General features: G+C 63.5%; 13 protein-coding genes and 1 pseudogene. 8 read left to right on the top strand and 6 right to left on the bottom strand.

Annotated elements, in window-relative coordinates:
* Positions 1-44: 44 nt before the first annotated feature.
* The 3 genes from ggt to AB4Z43_RS33065 all read right to left on the bottom strand — a co-directional run bounded on the left by ggt (position 45) and on the right by AB4Z43_RS33065 (position 5,378).
* Positions 45-1,784: a gamma-glutamyltransferase gene (gene ggt / locus AB4Z43_RS33075; RefSeq protein ID WP_441940923.1), complete on the bottom strand. Its 1,740-nt coding sequence runs from the start codon at positions 1,782-1,784 to the stop codon at positions 45-47.
* A gap of 99 nt (positions 1,785-1,883) precedes the next feature.
* The gene (gene rhaI / locus AB4Z43_RS33070) at positions 1,884-3,176 is read right to left on the bottom strand and encodes an L-rhamnose catabolism isomerase (RefSeq protein WP_441940922.1); all 1,293 of its coding nucleotides are present in this window, start codon (positions 3,174-3,176) and stop codon (positions 1,884-1,886) included.
* A 99-nt stretch (positions 3,177-3,275) separates the two neighbouring features.
* Positions 3,276-5,378, bottom strand: coding sequence for a bifunctional rhamnulose-1-phosphate aldolase/short-chain dehydrogenase (locus tag AB4Z43_RS33065; protein ID WP_441940920.1), 2,103 nt, complete (start codon positions 5,376-5,378; stop codon positions 3,276-3,278).
* A 184-nt stretch (positions 5,379-5,562) separates the two neighbouring features.
* Here AB4Z43_RS33065 and AB4Z43_RS33060 point away from each other — a divergent pair, with 184 nt between their 5' ends.
* From AB4Z43_RS33060 to AB4Z43_RS33030, 7 genes are all read left to right on the top strand, one after another.
* On the top strand, positions 5,563-6,366 hold the full coding sequence (locus AB4Z43_RS33060; RefSeq protein WP_010913443.1) for a DeoR/GlpR family DNA-binding transcription regulator: 804 nt from the start codon (positions 5,563-5,565) through the stop codon (positions 6,364-6,366).
* A 54-nt stretch (positions 6,367-6,420) separates the two neighbouring features.
* Positions 6,421-7,416, top strand: a complete 996-nt coding sequence (gene rhaS, locus AB4Z43_RS33055; RefSeq protein ID WP_010913442.1) for a rhamnose ABC transporter substrate-binding protein — start codon at positions 6,421-6,423, stop codon at positions 7,414-7,416.
* 84 nt (positions 7,417-7,500) lie between these two features.
* The gene (locus AB4Z43_RS33050; protein ID WP_441940917.1) at positions 7,501-9,042 is read left to right on the top strand and encodes a sugar ABC transporter ATP-binding protein; all 1,542 of its coding nucleotides are present in this window, start codon (positions 7,501-7,503) and stop codon (positions 9,040-9,042) included.
* The gene (locus tag AB4Z43_RS33045; RefSeq protein WP_019863182.1) at positions 9,039-10,016 is read left to right on the top strand and encodes an ABC transporter permease; all 978 of its coding nucleotides are present in this window, start codon (positions 9,039-9,041) and stop codon (positions 10,014-10,016) included. The genes AB4Z43_RS33050 and AB4Z43_RS33045 overlap by 4 nt, the downstream gene beginning before the upstream one ends.
* Positions 10,013-11,008 carry an ABC transporter permease gene (locus AB4Z43_RS33040; protein ID WP_441940915.1) on the top strand — a complete coding sequence of 332 codons (996 nt, stop codon included), beginning with the start codon at positions 10,013-10,015 and terminating at the stop codon, positions 11,006-11,008. Before AB4Z43_RS33045 ends, AB4Z43_RS33040 begins: the two co-directional genes overlap by 4 nt.
* Complete coding sequence (gene rhaM / locus AB4Z43_RS33035; protein ID WP_038644505.1) at positions 11,008-11,325, top strand: L-rhamnose mutarotase; 318 nt, start codon at positions 11,008-11,010, stop codon at positions 11,323-11,325. Before AB4Z43_RS33040 ends, rhaM begins: the two co-directional genes overlap by 1 nt.
* Positions 11,322-12,698 carry an FGGY-family carbohydrate kinase gene (locus AB4Z43_RS33030; RefSeq protein WP_441940912.1) on the top strand — a complete coding sequence of 459 codons (1,377 nt, stop codon included), beginning with the start codon at positions 11,322-11,324 and terminating at the stop codon, positions 12,696-12,698. The genes rhaM and AB4Z43_RS33030 overlap by 4 nt, the downstream gene beginning before the upstream one ends.
* Here the strand turns inward: AB4Z43_RS33030 and AB4Z43_RS33025 are convergent, their stop codons facing one another.
* The 3 genes from AB4Z43_RS33025 to galE all read right to left on the bottom strand — a co-directional run bounded on the left by AB4Z43_RS33025 (position 12,699) and on the right by galE (position 16,874).
* On the bottom strand, positions 12,699-14,525 hold the full coding sequence (locus AB4Z43_RS33025; RefSeq protein WP_441940911.1) for an alanine racemase: 1,827 nt from the start codon (positions 14,523-14,525) through the stop codon (positions 12,699-12,701).
* Between the two features lies 1 nt (position 14,526).
* Positions 14,527-15,777 (bottom strand): D-amino acid dehydrogenase, encoded by a 1,251-nt coding sequence (locus tag AB4Z43_RS33020; protein WP_441940909.1) that lies wholly within the window; start codon positions 15,775-15,777, stop codon positions 14,527-14,529.
* 101 nt (positions 15,778-15,878) lie between these two features.
* Complete coding sequence (galE, locus tag AB4Z43_RS33015; RefSeq protein WP_038644497.1) at positions 15,879-16,874, bottom strand: UDP-glucose 4-epimerase GalE; 996 nt, start codon at positions 16,872-16,874, stop codon at positions 15,879-15,881.
* Between the two features lie 278 nt (positions 16,875-17,152).
* Here galE and AB4Z43_RS33010 point away from each other — a divergent pair.
* Positions 17,153-17,328 (top strand): annotated as a pseudogene (locus tag AB4Z43_RS33010) (5-aminolevulinate synthase); the annotation flags it as partial.

The raw sequence follows: 17,328 nt of genomic DNA, 5'->3' as shown, positions 1-17,328 counted from the left end.
GGTTCTTGCCGGGCCGCGACCCTGTCCGAGGGTCCGCCCCGGCATCAATATCCGAGTGCCTCGCCAGAGGCCGCCCGGCTGTCGATGGCGCCATTGTAGCGCGCGCCGCCGCCTTTCCCGATTTCCGCGAGGCTTTTGCCGCCGACCAAAATGCCGGCCGCCTGGCCCCAGGTCTGGTCGCCGAGATCAAGGTGGTAGCCCATGCCGGCCAGCAGCCTTTCGGTGTCCGGCGACAGGCCGAACGGCTCGACATAGACCTTATCGGGCAGCCATTGATGGTGGATGCGCGGCGCGTCGATCGCCTCCTGGATGTTCATGCCGTGGTCGATGACGTTGACGATCGCTTCCAGCGTGATGGTGATGATGCGCGAGCCGCCGGGGCTGCCGATGACCATGAACGGCTTGCCGTCCTTGGCCACGATGGTCGGGCTCATCGATGACAGCGGCGTCTTCTTCGGCTGAATGGCATTGGCCTCGCCCTGGACCAGGCCGTAGAGGTTAGGGACGCCCGGCTTCTGGGTGAAATCGTCCATCTCGTTGTTGAGCAGGATGCCGGTGCCGTCGGCGACGACGCCGGCGCCGAAGGAGCCGTTCAGCGTGTAGGTCACGGCGACCGCGTTGCCGTCCTTGTCGATGATCGAATAGTGCGTCGTCTCCTTCGATTCGCCAAAGCCTTTCGGCATCAGGTCCTGCGACACGCCGGCGCGGAATGGGTCGATCTTGTCGCGGATGTCCTTGGCGTAGGCTTTATCCAGCAGTTTCGAGACCGGATTGTCGACGAAATCGGGGTCGCCGAGCGCGGAGTTGCGGTCGACATAGGCATGGCGCATCGCCTCGACCATGACATGCACCGTCTCGGCCGAGCCGGCGCCGAGATAGGACAGCGGGTAGCCTTCCAGAACATTGAGGATTTCGCAGATGATGACGCCGCCGGAGCTTGGCGGCGGCGAGGACGTGATCTCATAGCCGCGATAGGAGCAGGTGACCGGTTTCAGTTCGCGCACCGCATATTGCTCGAAATCCTGCTTGGCCAGGATGCCGCCCTTGGCGCCACTCGCCTTGACGATGGCGTCGGCGATGGCGCCCTTGTAGAAGGCATCGGGGCCTTTCTCGGATATCGCCGAGAGCGAGGCGGCAAGGTCTGGTTGGGTGAGCCGCTCGCCAATGCCATAGGGCTTGCCATCGGATTTCAGGAAGGCGGCGGCCGCCGCCGGATCCTTCGCCAACCTTTCAGCGTTGCCGGCGAACGAGGCGGCGTCGCCCTGATTGAGAATGAACCCGTCCTTGGCATAGCGAATAGCCGGCGCCATCAGCTCTTGTCTTGAGAGTGTGCCATATTTTTCGCGCGCTATTTCGAAACCGGCCACCGAGCCCGGCACGCCGACGGCGAGATAGCCGTCGAGGCTGGCGCCCTTCACCGGGTTGCCATCCTTGTCGAGATACATGGTCTTGGTCGCGGCCAACGGCGCGCGCTCGCGGAAATCGAGGAAGGTCGATTTGCCATCGGCGAAACGGATGGTCATGAAGCCACCGCCGCCAATGTTGCCGGCATTGGGATAGACGACGGCCAGCGCATAGCCGACGGCGACCGCCGCATCGATGGCATTGCCGCCCTTCTTCAGGACCTCGACGCCGACTTCCGACGCCAGATGCTGGGCCGTCACCACCATGCCGTGCTCGCCCTTGGCCGGCGCCGGCGACGCCGCAAGGACGCTGGTCAATGGTGCGAGGGCAAAGGCGATGGAAAGACTGGCGGCGATCAGTATCCGACGGGTGACGTGCATGGCGGGTTCTCCTGGCGGCGACACCTAGAAGAGCCCGTCGCTGCGGCCGAGTCCACCTTCAACAATGGGCCAGGCGGATCAATTCCGATGTCAGGCGTGTCAGACAATTCCGCCCGAGCCGCCGGCGACAGCCGGGCGTTCGGCCGCGACCTTGGCGCGGTAGCCCGCTGCCCGGTAGGCGGCGACCGGATCGATGGCGCCTCCGGTTTTCAGCCGCGCCATGGCCAGTATCGGCTCGACATCGGTGCGGTAGGCCGCCTTCAGCGTCTGCGTCGCCATCAGCGCGTCATTGCCGTCCTGAAAACCTTCGAGCGCCTTGCGGTCGACCAGCAACGCCTGCGCATAGGCGCGCTGCACCTCGACCGCCGAGAGCATCAGGCTTTCAATCGGATCGGTGACGTTGTGGCTCTGGTCGAGCATGTGGGCCGGATCGAAACCCTCGGCGCCGGACAGTTCGGCATCGACCAGTTCGTTGAAGACCAGGAACAGCCGGTAAGGATCGATCGAACCGGCGTCGAGATCGTCGTCGCCATATTTCGAATCGTTGAAGTGGAAGCCGCCGAGCTTCTTGAACTGGATCAGCCGCGACACGATCATCTCGATGTTGACGTTGGGCGCGTGGTGGCCGAGGTCGACCAGGCAGAAGGCCCTGTCGCCCAATTCCTTGGCGATAAGGTAGTTGGTGCCCCAGTCCTGCACGACCGTGGAATAGAAGGCCGGCTCGTACATCTTGTGTTCGGTGAACAGTTTCCAGTCGGCGGGCAGCCCGGCATAAACCGCCTTCATGGCGTCGAGGTAGCGCTCGAAGGCTTTGGCGAAATTGACCTGGCCGGGAAAGTTCGAGCCGTCACCGATCCACACCGTCAGCGCCTTGGAGCCCAGCGTCTTGCCGATCTCGATGCATTCGAGATTGTGCTCTACCGCCTGCCGGCGGGTGCCTGCGTCGGCATGCGACAGCGAGCCGAACTTGTAGGAGAGTTTCTGGTCCCTGGCATCGGAGAATGTGTTGGAGTTCATGGCATCGAAGCCGAGGCCGAAGCGCGAGGCCGCCTGCTTCAGCCGGTTCGGATCGGCCTTGTCCCATGGAATGTGCAGGGAGACGGTCGGCGTCGCCTGCGTCAACTGGCTGATGACGGCGCAATCCTCGATCTTGTCGAAAATATCGCGCGGCTCGCCAGCGCCGGGAAAGCGGGCAAAGCGCGTGCCGCCGGTGCCGACGCCCCATGAGGGGATGGCCACGGCGAATTTCTCGACCTTGTCGCGGATGGCGTCGATGGCGATGCCGCGGCGATCCAAGCGTTCCCCAAGGGAGGCGTAGTCGCGCTCTAGGTCGGGCTTACTGGCGGCGTTGTGGCTGTCGACGATTTCGGCGGAAATGATGGTTTCGGACAAGTACTGGTTCCTCCCAAATGCGTTCCGTCAGCGCTGCCCCTCATCCGGCCCTTCGGGCCACCTTCTCCCCGTGAACGGGGCGAAGGGAAGCGCTCCAAATCAGCGCGTAAAGCTCTGCGCGTTGCCGGCGTCGACGTTGATGATGTTGCCGGTCGATTTGGCCGACATGTCGGAGGCGAAGAAATAGATCGCCTCGGCGATGTCTTCCGGGAAGACCGAGCGCTTCAGCATCGAGCGCGAACGATAATGCTCTTCGAGGTCGTCCGTGGACATCTTGTAGGCGGCGGCGCGCTGTTCCTTCCACTCGCCGGTCCAGATTTTCGAGCCGCGCAGCACGGCGTCCGGATTGACGACATTGACCCTGATCTGGGCTTCCGCGCCTTCCAGCGCGAGACACCGGGCGAGATGGATTTCGGCGGCCTTGGCCGTGCAGTAGGCGGCGGCGTTGGGCGAGGCGGCAAGGCCGTTCTTGGAGGCGACGAAGACGACATTGCCGCCGATCTTCTGCACCCGGAACAGCCGGAACGCTTCCCGCGAGACCAGGAAATAGCCTGTCGACAGGATGTCCATGTTCTTGTTCCACAGCGCCAGCGACGTCTCCTCGATCGGCGCCGAGGAGGCGAGACCCGCGTTGGAGACCAGAATGTCGATGCCGCCGAACTCGACCGCCGTCTCGGCAAAGCCCGAGACGACCTGGTCTTCCGAGGTGACGTTGATCACAACCGGGCGGACGAAATCCTTGCCATAGGCTTTCGCCAGTTCCTCATTGGCGCTGGCCAATGCAGCCTCATCGATGTCGGCCAGCACCACGCAGGCGCCTTCGCGCAGCAGCCGGTTTGCAGTCGCCCGGCCAATGCCGCCGGCGCCACCAGTGACCAGCGCGATCTGGCCGGCGAGCGATTTCGGCTTCGGCATGCGCTGCAATTTGAGATCCTCGAGCAGCCAGTATTCGATGTCGAAGGCTTCCTGGGCGGGCAGGCCGACATAGGACGAAACGGTCGAGGCGCCGCGCATGACATTGATGGCGTTGACGTAGAATTCGCCGGAAATTCGCGCCGTCGCCTTGTCGCCGGCGAAGGTGAACATGCCGACGCCGGGCATCAAATAGACCACGGCATTGGGATCGCGGATGGCGGGCGAATCCGGATGCTTGCAGCTGTCGTAATAGGCCTGGTAGCCGACGCGGTATTCGGCGATGTCGTCGGCGAGGCGCGCAATGACGGCATCGACATCGGGTTTTGCCGGATCGAACTCGATAACCAGCGGGCGGATCTTGGTGCGCAGGAAATGGTCCGGGCAAGAGGTGCCGAGTGCCGCCAGCGGACGCAAATCCCTGGAGTTGATGAATTCGAGCACGGCGGCGGAATCGTCGAAATGGCCAAGCTTGTGGCTCTTTTCCGAGATCAGGCCGCGGATTTTCGGCATCAGTTTCGCCGCGACGGCGCGCCGCTCCTTGGCATCGAGCGACTTGACCACTTCGCCGCCGAAGATCGCGAGGCCCTCGGAGCGGCGCTCGAACCACTCGATCGCCTGGTTGATCACCGAGATCGTCGTCTCGTAGCATTCCTTGGGCGTGTCGCCCCAGGTGAACAGGCCGTGGCTTTCGAGGATGACGCCCTTGGCGGCGGGATGTTCGAGGCAGAACCTCTCCAGCCACAGGCCAAGCTCGAAGCCCGGCCGCTTCCACGGCAGCCAGCCGATGGCATCGCCGAAGATCTCCTTGGTCAGCGCTTTGGAATCCTTCGCCGCGGCAATGGCGATGATGGCGTCGGGATGCATATGATCGACAAACGGCTTCGGCACATAGGCGTGCAGCGGCGTGTCGATCGAGGCCGCGCGTGGGTTCAGATTGAACGTGCAGTGGGGCAGATATCCCACCATCTCGTCCTCATGCTCGACGCCGCGATAAAGGCCTTTCAGCGCGCGCAATTTGTCCATGTAGAGCGTGGCGAAGCCGTCAAGCTTGATCGAGGCGCTGTCGCCGCCCGAACCCTTGACCCACAGCACTTCGACAGTCTCGCCGCTGAGCGGGTCCTTCTGCCATATCTTGGAGGAGGTGTTGCCGCCGCCATAGTTGGTGACACGCTTGTCGGAACCCAGCGTGTTCGAACGATACACCAGAAGCTCGGGGTCGCTCATCCCTTGGGTTTTCGCATCATCCCAAAGATTGGCAAGGCGCGAGCCGGAGCGCTTATCGAGCATAGGTATCCTCCCTGGGACGCAAAAAGCCGCAGTCCATTTTGCCCGGAATGTCTACGCAAGCATCTCGCTTGTCAATCATAAACGATCAAGATCGATCATATTGCACTGCACAATGAAATTATATGATCGGAAATGATTGACACTGCTCGTTATGAGTGCCTAGATGGCCAGGCAGGGAGGAACCATGCACGAAAAAGAGCGCCACAGGATCATTCTGTCCGCCGTCCAGGAAAAGCCTGTGGTGACGGTGCAGGAAATGGTCGACCTGACGGAGTCGTCGGAGGCGACGATCCGGCGCGATATCGCGGCCCTGCATGTGCAAAAGCGCCTGCGCCGGGTGCGCGGTGGCGCCGAAGCGATTTCGCCACCGCAATTCATCGGCCTGGCCGGCCGGCCCTTCTCCGTCAACGAAACGATCAACGCTTCGCAGAAGAGGGCGATCGCCCGGGAAGCGGTCGAATTGTGCGGGGATGGCGAGCCGATCATCATCAATGGCGGCACCACCACCTTCCAGATGGTGCATTTCCTGACCGGTCGGCGCATGCCGATCTTCACCAATTCGTTCCCGATCGCCGAGCATCTGCTCAAGCACTCGAAGAACACGGTGATGCTGTCGGGCGGCACTATCTATCGCGAGCAGAACATCATCCTGTCGCCCTTCGACAATGACGTGACGCGCAATTTCTATGCACGCCGCATGTTCATGGGCGCGCAAGGGCTGGGACCGCTCGGCCTGATGGAAGGCGATCCGCTGCTGATCCAGGCGGAGCAGAAGCTGATCGACCAGGCAGACGAGCTGGTGGTGCTGGTCGACTCCTCGAAATTCCGCAAGCGCTCCAGCCTGATCCTGTGCGGGTTGTCGCGCATCGCCACCGTCATCACCGATGACGGCATCGAGGATCGCGAAGCCAAGATGTTGGAGACCGCGGGCGTGACGCTGATCGTCGCCCGCAAGACGGCAAAGGAAGAATCTTCACTGCAGGCCTGAGACACCTCACGCCCGCAGCGGCGATGGAATGCAACGCTCAAGGGAGGATATGCGATGAGCTTTTTGAAGAAACTGATGGTGACGGCCGCATTCTCGGCCGCCATGTTCGTGAATGCCGCCTATGCCGAAAACGTCAAGATCGCACTGGTGGTGAAGTCGCTCGGCAACGGCTTCTTCGACGCCGCCAACAAGGGCGCCGAAGAGGCGGCCAAGGAACTCGGCGATGTCGACATCATCTACACCGGCCCGACCAAGGCGACCGCCGAAGCGCAGATCGAAGTGGTCAACTCGCTGATCGCGCAGAAGGTCAACGCCATCGCCATTTCGGCCAATGACGCGGACGCGCTGGTGCCGGTGCTGAAGAAGGCCATGGAGCGCGGCATCACCGTCATCTCCTGGGATTCGGGCGTTGCCAAGGAAGGCCGCCAGCTTCACCTCAACCCGTCCGACACCGGCCTGATCGGCGAGACGATCATCAAGCTTGCCGCCGACTATCTGCCGGAAGGCGGCGATGTCGCCATCCTGTCGGCCTCCTCGACCGCGACCAACCAGAACGCCTGGATCGACGCGGCCAAGAAGGTGCTGCCGGAGAAGTTCCCCAAGATCAAGCTCGTCGCCACCGTCTATGGCGACGATGATTCGGCCAAGAGCACCGATGAAGCCAAGGGCCTGCTGAAGTCCTATCCGAACCTCAAGGCGATCATCGCGCCGACCACCGTCGGCGTTGTTGCCGCCGCCCAGGTCGTCACCGACGAGAAGCTGATCGGCAAGGTCAATGTCACCGGTCTGGCGCTGCCGTCCGAGTTCAAGAAGTTCATCGACAACGGCGCCAGCCAGGCGGTCGCGCTGTGGAACCCGATCGACCTCGGCTACTCCGCCGTCTACCTCGCTCACGACCTGGCGGTGAAGAAGGAAGAGGCCAAGCCTGGTGCGACGCTGTCGATCGGCCGCGTCGGCAAGGTCACGCTCGACGATAGCAACTCGGCTGCGATGGCTCCGCCCTTCCAGTTCGACAAGACCAACATCGAGAAGTTCTCCAAGATCTATTGATCTGGGACCCTTTCAAGCCGTCGCGGCGGGGCTCACATCCCGCCGCGATTTTAAACGGACCTACTTTCAGGGCTTGATACGACCATGGACACGACAGCCCAGCACGGCACGGTGATGGAGGGGCCAGCGGCCTCCGCGCCAAGCCTGTCGCTGTCCGGCATCTCGAAAAGCTTTCCCGGCGTGCGCGCGCTGCACAATGTCAGTCTGTCGCTCTACCCCGGCCAGGTGACGGCACTGATCGGCGAGAACGGCGCCGGCAAGTCGACGCTGGTCAAGATCATGACCGGCATCTATCAGCCGGATTCGGGCACGATCAGCATCGACGGCCAGGCCGTCACCTTGCCCAGCGCGCATGCCGCCTTCGGCCATGGCGTCACCGCCATCCATCAGGAAACCGTGCTGTTCGACGATCTGAGCGTCGCCGAAAACATCTTTCTCGGCCACGCGCCGCGCACACGGCTAGGCACCATCGACTGGCGCACGATGCGCAAAAATGCCCGCGAAGTGCTCGACACCATGCATGCCGGCCATATCGACGCCGATGCGCGCCTGAAAGATCTCGGCATCGCCAACAAGCATCTCGTCGCGGTGGCGCGCGCCATGTCGATCGACGCGCAGATCGTCATCATGGACGAGCCGACAGCAGCCCTTTCGATGAAGGAGATCGAGGAGCTGTTCCTGCTCATCGAATTCCTCAAGGAGGAAGGCAAGGCGATCCTGTTCATCAGCCACAAGTTCGACGAGATTTACCGCATCGCCGACCGCTACACGGTGTTCCGCGACGGCGAGATGGTTGGCGAAGGCCTGATCAAGGATGCTGGCCAGAGCCAGATCGTGCGCATGATGGTCGGCCGCTCGGTCGACCACATCTTCCCGCAGCGCAAGGCCGAGATCGGTGCGCCGGTGCTCTCCGTCTCCGGCCTGTCGCACCCGACCGAGTTCAACAATATCGGCTTCGAGCTGCACAAGGGCGAAATCCTCGGCTTCTACGGCCTTGTCGGTGCCGGGCGCAGCGAGGTCATGCAGGCTATCTCAGGCATCACGCGCACATCAGGCGGCACGATCACGCTGGAAGGCAAGGCGATAGCGCCGAAAACGGCGGCGGATTCGATCGAGGCCGGCATCGTCTATGTGCCGGAGGAACGCGGCAAGCAGGGCGTGGTGATCGGCCTGCCGATCTTCCAGAACGTCTCGCTGCCCTCGCTCAAGCGTACCTCCAAGTCAGGCCTGCTGCGGCTGGCGGAAGAGTTTTCGCTCGCCCGCTCCTACACCGAGCGGCTTGACCTCAGGGCCTCGTCGCTCAGCCAGGATGTCGGCACGCTGTCGGGCGGCAACCAGCAGAAGATCGTCATCGCCAAATGGCTGGCGACCGCGCCCAAGGTGATCATCCTGGACGAGCCGACCAAGGGCATCGATATCGGCTCGAAAGCCGCCGTGCACGGCTTCATGGCCGAGCTGGTGGCGCAGGGCCTGTCGGTGATCATGGTGTCGTCGGAACTGCCGGAGATACTCGGCATGTCCGACCGGGTGGTGGTCATGCGCGAGGGCCTTGTCGCGGCGGTCTATGACAATAAAGGGCTGGACGCCGAGACGCTGGTGCGGACGGCAGCGGGGATCGCGGCATGAAGGCCTTTCTGAAATACCGCGAGATCTGGCTGGCCGCGGCGATCGTTGTTTTGATCGGGCTGATCTCAACCCGCTTCCCGGCCTTTGCCGACCCCGGCAATCTGCGCCAGGTGTTCAACGACACCTCGATCCTGATGATCCTGGCGCTCGGCCAGATGGTGGTCATCCTGACCCGGTCGATCGACCTGTCGATGGCCTCCAACCTCTGCTTCACCGGCATGGTGGTGGCGATGCTGAACGCCGCGCACCCGGCGATCCCGATCCCGGCACTGATCGTCATCGCGCTGGCGGTCGGGCTGGTGCTCGGCGCCATCAACGGCCTTCTGGTGTGGCGGCTGAACATCCCCTCGATCGTGGTGACTTTGGGCACACTCACCATCTATCGCGGCGCCACCTTCGTCCTGTCCGGCGGCGCCTGGGTCAATGCCGACAAGATGAGCCCGGATTTCATCGGTTTCCAGCGCGCGGCCTTCCTCGGCATTCCGGTGCTGTCCTGGATCGCCATCCTGGTCATCGCGCTGTTCTTCGTGCTGATGACACGCACCGCGCTCGGCCGCTCGATCTATGCCATCGGCGTCAACCCGACGGCGTCGGTCTATACCGGCATCGATGTCGGCCGCACGAAATTCATCGTCTTCTGCATCTCCGGCATGATCGGCGGGCTTGCCGGCTACCTCTGGATCTCGCGCTACGTCATCGCCTCGGTCGAGGTCGCCAACGGTTATGAACTCAACATCATCGCCGCCTGCGTCATCGGCGGCATCTCGATCGCCGGCGGCATCGGCTCGGTCGGCGGCGCGGTGCTTGGCGCGCTGTTCCTCGGCATCATTTCCAACGCGCTGCCGGTCATCAACATCTCGCCCTTCTGGCAGATGGCGATTTCGGGCAGCGCCATCATCCTGGCTGTTGTGCTTAACGCGCGCGGTGAACGCCAGCAAGGCCGCATCATCCTGAGAAAGGCGGAGGTGGCATGACCGACATCCCTGCCCCGCGGCATATTCCCGACCGGCTCGATAAGCCGTTTCGCTCGGCGATCTTTTCCTGGGAGGCGCTGTTGATCGTGGTGGCCGTCGCCATCTTCGCCATCAACAGTTTTGCCTCACCCTATTTCCTCGATCCGTATTCGCTGTCCGATCTCACCTTCAATTTCACCGAGAAGGGCCTGATCGCCTTTGCCATGGCATTGCTGATCATTTCGGGCGAGATCGATCTGTCGGTGGCCGCAATAATAGCGCTCGCCTCGACCATGATGGGCATGGCGGTGCAGGCCGGCGCGGACACGCCGGTGCTGGTGCTGATCGGCATCGTCGTAGGCCTCGGCTGCGGCGCCTTCAACGGGCTGTTGGTGACAAGGCTCGGCCTGCCCTCAATCGTCGTCACAATAGGCACAATGAGCCTGTTCCGCGGCATCGCCTTCATCATCCTCGGCGACCAGGCCTATAAGGGCTATCCCGAAAGCTTCGCCTTCTTCGGCCAGGGCTATGTCTGGTGGGTGGTCTCGTTCGAGTTGGTGCTCTTCCTCATCGCCGCCGTCGTCTACTGGTTCCTGCTGCATCGCACGAGTTTCGGCCGCCGCGTCTTTGCCATCGGCAACAATCCGGTCGCGGCGCAGTTTTCCGGCTTGCGCGTCGGCCGCATCAAATTCATCCTGTTCTGCCTGACGGGACTGATGTCAGGCATAGCCTCGGTACTGATCACCTCGCGGCTCGGCTCGACGAGGCCGTCGATCGCGCAAGGCTATGAGCTGGAAGTCATCACCATGGTGGTGCTCGGCGGCATCAGCATTCTGGGGGGGGCCGGTAGCATTGTCGGCGTCGTACTCGCCGCCTTCATCATGGGGCTGGTGACGTTCGGGCTCGGCTTGCTCAACGTGCCCGGCATCGTCATGTCGATCTTCATCGGCGTGCTGCTGATCATCGTCATCGCCCTGCCGATTGTCTGGCGGCGGCTGCGTGGTAACAGCTGATGCCTGAGAAATACGCGTTCAAGATGAAGCTCAAACCGGGCATGAAGGCCGAGTACAGGAAGCGCCATGACGAGATCTGGCCGTCGCTGGTCGCGCTCTTGAAGCAGGCCGGCGTGTCCGACTACTCAATCCATCTCGACGAAGAGACCAACATCCTGTTCGGCGTGCTGTGGCGGCGCGACGATCACGGCATGGCCGAATTGCCGAAGCACCCGGTGATGCAGCGCTGGTGGGCTCACATGGCCGACATCATGGAAACGAAGCCGGACAATGAGCCGGTGGCCGTGCCGCTGGAAACTATGTTCCATATGGCATGAGCGCGCTTCGCCACATCGCCGTCATCGACATCGGCAAGACCAACGCCAAGGTGGCGCTTGTCGACCTCGCGACATTGAGCGAGGTGGCGCTGCGCCGCATGGCAAATGCGCCGCTGCGGCAGGCGCCCTACCCACATCACGATGTCGAGGCGCTGTGGACATTCATCCTCGACAGCCTTGCCGGCCTCAACCGCGAACGGCGCATCGACGCCATATCGATCACCACGCATGGCGCGACGGGTGCGCTGGTCGACGCTTCGGGCGAACTGGTTCTGCCGGTGCTGGACTATGAGTTCGACGGCCCCGACAGGCTGGCGGCGGACTATGACGCTGTTCGACCGCCCTTCGTCGAGACCGGGACGCCGCGCCTGCCAATCGGCCTCAATCTCGGCGCGCAACTCTTTTGGCAGCAGAAGTGCTTTCCGGCCGCGTTCGCGCATGCGGCCGCGATTCTGATGTACCCGCAATACTGGGCGCTGCGCCTGACCGGCGTCGCCGCCAACGAAGTGACCTCGCTTGGTTGCCACACTGATCTGTGGAATCCATGGCATGCCGACTTTTCGTCGCTGGTCGATCGGTTGGATTGGCGCGGCCTGATGGCACCGGTGCGGCCGGCCAGGGATCGCCTTGGTCCGATCCTGCCAGCGCTTGCCGCGCGCACCGGCCTTGATGCGCAAACCCCCGTGTTCTGCGGCCTGCACGATTCCAACGCCTCGCTGCTGCCGCATCTCCTGTCCGACGTGCCACCCTTTTCGGTCGTCTCGACCGGCACCTGGGTGGTGTCGATGGCGGTGGGCGGCAGGACGGTCGGCCTCGATCCGGCGCGCGATACTTTGGTCAATGTCAACGCGCTGGGCGACCCCATCCCCTCGGCCCGTTTCATGGGCGGCCGCGAATTTTCCGTGCTGACTGAGGGCCGGCCGGAGACTTGGAGCGACGATGATGTCCGGGCCGTGCTCGCGCGAAAGACATTGCTGCTGCCGTCGACGCAACAGGGATCAGGGCCGTTCCCGCATCAGGCCGCGACATGGCTCAATGCCGACGGCATGAACAATGGACAGCGCTTTGCCTCCATCTCGTTCTACCTGGCACTGATGACGGCGACCTGCCTCGACCTGATCGGCGCCGATGGCCCGACCACCATCGAAGGACCGTTTGCCCGCAATCGCCTGTTTGTCGGCATGCTGGCCGCAAGCACAGGCCGTGCCGTCGTCGCCTCTGAAGCGGCCACGGGAACCAGCATCGGCGCGGCACTGCTGGCGTCCGATCAGGTCACGGCGCATGGCAAAGGCGAGCGATTGGAACCGCCGACCGACGCGGCCTGGGCAGCCTATGTCAGCGCGTGGCGCGCGGCGGTCGAAGCACGGGGCTGATCACAGGATCCGCTTGCCGAAGGCCGACATGACGAAGTTCACGGTGTCAGCGCCGATCCTGGGCTCCATATCCTTGGTCAGGCCCGAAATATCCATCGACAGCAGGCCGCCGGAGAGCGCGATCGCCTCCATCGCCTGATGCGTCTCTCGCACCGTCAGCCCGCCGGAGCCAGCCGCCCAGCCGGCGAATTCAGTCGCTGTCGGCGAATAGCTGAGATGAAAGCCTTGCGTGCCCGATGTGGCGATGCGGATCGCCTCATGCATCAGGTCGCGCATGCCCATGGCGTCGATATCGGTCATGGTGAAGGCCGACACTCGCGAATCCTTCAGCACCCGCGCCTCGGCCGGGTCGGCGTGGCGCAGGCCGACGATGACGACATTTTCCGGCGACAGCTGCGGCTGCAGCGCGCCGGCCTTGTGATCGAGGCCGAGGGTCCGGGCCAGCACAGAACCTTCCGGCAGGTCGATGCCCTCTTCGTCTTCCGGCATCAGCGCGGCGATGGAATCGATCCAGATCAGGCCGAAGGAGTGCGTCGCGCGCGCCGTCGCCGTCAGCGCCTTGTGGGCGATGCGGCGATCGGCGCCGGCACTCAGCCGGATCAACCCGGAGGGCGGCCGCTCGACATCGGTGAGTTCCACGACGTCGAAATTCATCGCCTCCAGCCGCGCGCCGGTCCCCTCGCGGGCAAGAACGCCGGCGGCTTCCTGTTCGGCCGAGATCGACACCATCTTGCGGCCGGAAAAGTCGGCGACGTCATGCATCGGGGCCTTTTCGACATATTCCGACGTCATCGCCAGCAGCATGGCGCCATAGCTCATGCGGAAGGCGACGCGGTCGCCGACGACCGGCGGCGGGTCGGCGTCCTGCACGTCGAGCAGCAGATGATCGCTGGAGGCGCCGAGAACGCGAATCCCCTTGGCGATCGGCGTCAGCCCTTCGACCAGCACATCCTCGCGGCCGATATTGGCGATGGCGCGCAGCCTGTCGCCCTCGTCGGGAAAGACCGGCTGGTTGCCGAAGGCGTCGTAGCCGGACTCGCCGATCGGCCGCGACGGCTTCAGCTTGACCTCGATGATGTCGCTGGTCAGGCGGCAGGCGTCGGGCTCGAGTTCGGCCCATGGCACATCGCGGAAGGTTTCGACGCCGCCTTGCAGGATCGCCTCGCCGACCCGGAGATTGTTGATGCCGGCGGGCAGTTTGCCTTCGAGCAGCAGCGTCAACGACGACGAGGCGCCGCCGGAGATCCAGTCGAGGCTTTTGCAGGACAGGCGTTCGGTCTTGTAGGCATGGGCGACGAGTTGGCCGAGATTCTCCGGTGTCGGCATGATGGCGCCGAAACAGCCGAGATTGGTGCCGATGCCGGCGACGCGCACGCCCTTGAACTCGAGGATCCGCTCGACGGTGGGGATCAGGTCGCTCGGCCAGATGCCTTCGCGCAGGTCGCCGAGATCGATCATCAGCATGATGTCGTGGACGCGGCCCATGCGCTCGGCGATGCGCGAGATCTCGCGGATGGTGGCGAGTTCCGACTGCAGGCTGATGTCGACGGTGCGCACCACCTCCTCGATGCGCGCCATGGGTGGACTGCGCAGCAGCATGATCGGCGCGTTGATGCCGCTGTCGCGCAGCCGGCGGATGTTTTCGAAACGCGATTCGGCAATGCCGGCGACGCCGCCGCGCAGCATGGCACGCGCCACTTGCGGCATGCCGCACATGCCCTTGGTGACACCGAACACCTTGATGCCGGACAGGGCGCAGCGGTCGACAATGGTGCGGGCGTTGCGCTCGATACGGCCAAGGTCGATGGCGACTTGCGGTCCCGACATCCTATCCCCCGTACACAAGCCCCTGCGGGTCGATCTCGGGCTTACGGCCGGCAACGAGGTCGGCCAGGAATTTTCCGGAGCCGCAGGCCATGGTCCAGCCGACATGGCCGTGGCCGGTGTCGAGATAGAGGTTTTGATAGCGTGCCTGGCCAATGACCGGCACGGAGCCCGGCATCATCGGCCTGAGGCCCGCCCAGAGCTCCGCCTTCTTCTCGTCGAAAGCGCCGGGAAAGAGGTCCTTTGCGGTCCTGAACATGGTGGCAAAGTCGCTGGGCTTGTGGGAGCGGTCGAAGCCGGTGAATTCAGCGGTCGAAGCCAGCCGCAACCGGTTGCCGAGCCTCGAATAGGCCATCAGCTGGTCCTCGTCGGCGCCGCCCATGGTCGGCCCCTTGCTCTCGTCTTCCAACGGAATGGTCGCGGTATAGCCCTTCACCGGATAGACCGGCAGGTCGATGCCGTAGCGGCGGCCAAGCAGACCGCTTTCAGGCCCCATCGAGATGACGACGGCGTCACCGGTCACCGGTCCGCCCGAGGTCATCACCGCCCGCACCCGGTCGCCCTCTATGTCGAGACCCTCGACCGTCGTGCCGTAGAGGAATTTCACGCCGAGCTTTTCGGCGGCATGAGCGGCGAGCTTTTCCACGAACTTCCGGGAATCGCCGGTCTGGTCGATCGGCGAATAGACGCCGCCGGCGATCTTTTCCTTCACGCCGGCAAGGCCCGGCTCGAGCTCGACCAGCCGGTCGCGGCCGACGATCTCGATCGGCAGGCCGTGCTCGGCCAGATAGCGGTAATTGTCGGTGCCGGTGTCGAGGCTGTGCTGCGAGCGGAAGAAATAGAGGATGCCTTTCTTGCGCTCGTCATAGTGGATGCCGGTGTCGGCCGAGATGGCGTTGATGCAGTCGCGCGAATAGAGCGCGAGGCGCAGCTTGACCTGGCTGTTGGCGCGCAGGCGGGCCACCGTGCATTGGCGCAGGAAACGCAGGCTCCAGGCGAGGAAATAGGGATCGAAGCGCAGCCGTACCTTGATGCCGAGATCATGATTGTAGAGCCCGCGCAGAAACGTCTTCAGCGCCGCCGGCGAGGCCCAGGCGGTGGCGTCACCCGGCGAAACCAGGCCGGCATTGGATTGGCTGGTGCCCCGCGCCGGCGCGACATGGCGCTCGATCACGGTGACCTCGTGGCCGTCGGCGGCCAGGTAATAGGCTGCTGCCGTACCGACAACGCCGGCGCCGAGCACCGTTATCTTCATGCCATCCCCCAAAAGCTCTCGGCGGCGCGGCGCCTCGACGCCGCGTCGCGACTGCTTCCATAGCGTGTCGCCGCGCGCCTTGCGAGCCCTCGGGGCTTGGCTCAGCCGCGGGCGGAGTTCTTGCTGGTCAGGATGCGCTCCCAGGCGAGTGCGTCGGCAACGATCTGGTCGAGATCGTCGCGTTGCGGCGTCCAACCGAGTTCCGCCCGGGCAAGGTCCGAATTGGCGACCACCGCCGCGGCGTCGCCGGGACGCCGGTCGCCCATCTTCACCTCGAAATCGTGGCCAAAGGCACGGCGCACGCTCTCAATGACCTCGAGCACCGAATAGCCATGGCTGTAGCCGCAATTGGCGATGAGGCTCTGTCCCCCGGCGCGCAGCCGCTGCAGCGCCAGGCGATGCGCGGCTGCCAGGTCGCTGACATGGATATAGTCACGCATGCAGGTGCCGTCGGGCGTCGGGTAATCGGTGCCGAACACCTGCATGAAAGGCCGCTTGCCGAGCGCGGTCTCGCAGGCGACCTTGATCAGATGCGTGGCGCCCGGCGTCGACTGGCCGGTGCGGCCCTTGGGGTCGGCGCCGGCGACGTTGAAATAGCGCAGCGCGGTGTAGCGGATGTCATGCGCGAGGCCGGCATCGCGCAACATCCATTCGCTCATCAGCTTGGACAGGCCATAGGGCGATTCCGGCGCCAGGCGGGCATCCTCGCGCACCGGCTCCAGCCCGGCGCCGCCATAGACGGCGGCGGTCGAGGAAAAAATGAAATGCGGCACGCCCTCGCGCACCGCGGTTTCGATCAGCGTGCGCGTCTTTGAGGTGTTGTTCTCATAGTAGGCGAGCGGCTCGGCGACCGATTCGGGGACCACGATGGAACCGGCGAAATGGATGATCGCGTCGACATGATTGTCCCTGATGATCGAACCGACCAATTCCTTGTCGGCGACATCGCCGACGACCAGCTTTGCCTCCGGCGCCACCGCCCATTCGAAGCCGGTGGAAAGGCGGTCGAGCACGACCACGCTTTCGCCCGCATCCAGCAATTCCCAGACCATGTGGCTGCCGATATAGCCGGCACCGCCTGTCACCAAAACCGTCATCCGCATCCTCGCATCTCAAGATTTATCGGAAACTGTCTCAAACACCGCCTTACTGGAAAGCCTGCCGCATGGCCATTAGAACCCTTGGTAACCGGCGTTCACCAAATGTGGCATCGTGCTGAAACAAAAGTGATCCACAGTGCGTGTCGTGGAATGGGAATAGGCCACGATCCGCCATCGTTAGGAACATGTGCGGGGCGTGGCATTTTGACCAAAATGGCCCGGTGGACGACCAATAGGCCAATGATTATGATCCCGCGCAAAATTGGGAAGCCGACATGAACTACCAGCGGTTCTTCGAAGAAGCGATCGACCAGCTCCACGCCGAGCGTCGCTATCGTGTCTTCGCCGACCTCGAGCGCATCGCGGGCAAATTTCCGCGCGCCATCTGGCGCTCCAACGGCCGCGCCGAGGAAATCACCGTCTGGTGCTCCAACGACTATCTCGGCATGGG

It is taken from the genome of Mesorhizobium sp. 2RAF45 (assembly GCF_052115225.1).
GTDB classification, from domain to species: domain Bacteria; phylum Pseudomonadota; class Alphaproteobacteria; order Rhizobiales; family Rhizobiaceae; genus Mesorhizobium; species Mesorhizobium jarvisii.
Note: the sequence above shows the minus strand (reverse complement) of the source record. Positions and strands in the feature narration are given on the sequence as shown.

What these genes read in the sequence shown, in the direction of transcription:
- ggt (WP_441940923.1), bottom strand. Translation starts at nt 1,784, where the DNA reads ATGCACGTCACCCGTCGGATACTGATCGCCGCCAGTCTTTCCATCGCC.
- AB4Z43_RS33065 (WP_441940920.1), bottom strand. Translation starts at nt 5,378, where the DNA reads ATGCTCGATAAGCGCTCCGGCTCGCGCCTTGCCAATCTTTGGGATGAT.
- AB4Z43_RS33060 (WP_010913443.1), top strand. Translation starts at nt 5,563, where the DNA reads ATGCACGAAAAAGAGCGCCACAGGATCATTCTGTCCGCCGTCCAGGAA.
- rhaS (WP_010913442.1), top strand. Translation starts at nt 6,421, where the DNA reads ATGAGCTTTTTGAAGAAACTGATGGTGACGGCCGCATTCTCGGCCGCC.
- AB4Z43_RS33050 (WP_441940917.1), top strand. Translation starts at nt 7,501, where the DNA reads ATGGACACGACAGCCCAGCACGGCACGGTGATGGAGGGGCCAGCGGCC.
- AB4Z43_RS33045 (WP_019863182.1), top strand. Translation starts at nt 9,039, where the DNA reads ATGAAGGCCTTTCTGAAATACCGCGAGATCTGGCTGGCCGCGGCGATC.
- AB4Z43_RS33040 (WP_441940915.1), top strand. Translation starts at nt 10,013, where the DNA reads ATGACCGACATCCCTGCCCCGCGGCATATTCCCGACCGGCTCGATAAG.
- rhaM (WP_038644505.1), top strand. Translation starts at nt 11,008, where the DNA reads ATGCCTGAGAAATACGCGTTCAAGATGAAGCTCAAACCGGGCATGAAG.
- AB4Z43_RS33030 (WP_441940912.1), top strand. Translation starts at nt 11,322, where the DNA reads ATGAGCGCGCTTCGCCACATCGCCGTCATCGACATCGGCAAGACCAAC.
- AB4Z43_RS33025 (WP_441940911.1), bottom strand. Translation starts at nt 14,525, where the DNA reads ATGTCGGGACCGCAAGTCGCCATCGACCTTGGCCGTATCGAGCGCAAC.
- AB4Z43_RS33020 (WP_441940909.1), bottom strand. Translation starts at nt 15,777, where the DNA reads ATGAAGATAACGGTGCTCGGCGCCGGCGTTGTCGGTACGGCAGCAGCC.
- galE (WP_038644497.1), bottom strand. Translation starts at nt 16,874, where the DNA reads ATGACGGTTTTGGTGACAGGCGGTGCCGGCTATATCGGCAGCCACATG.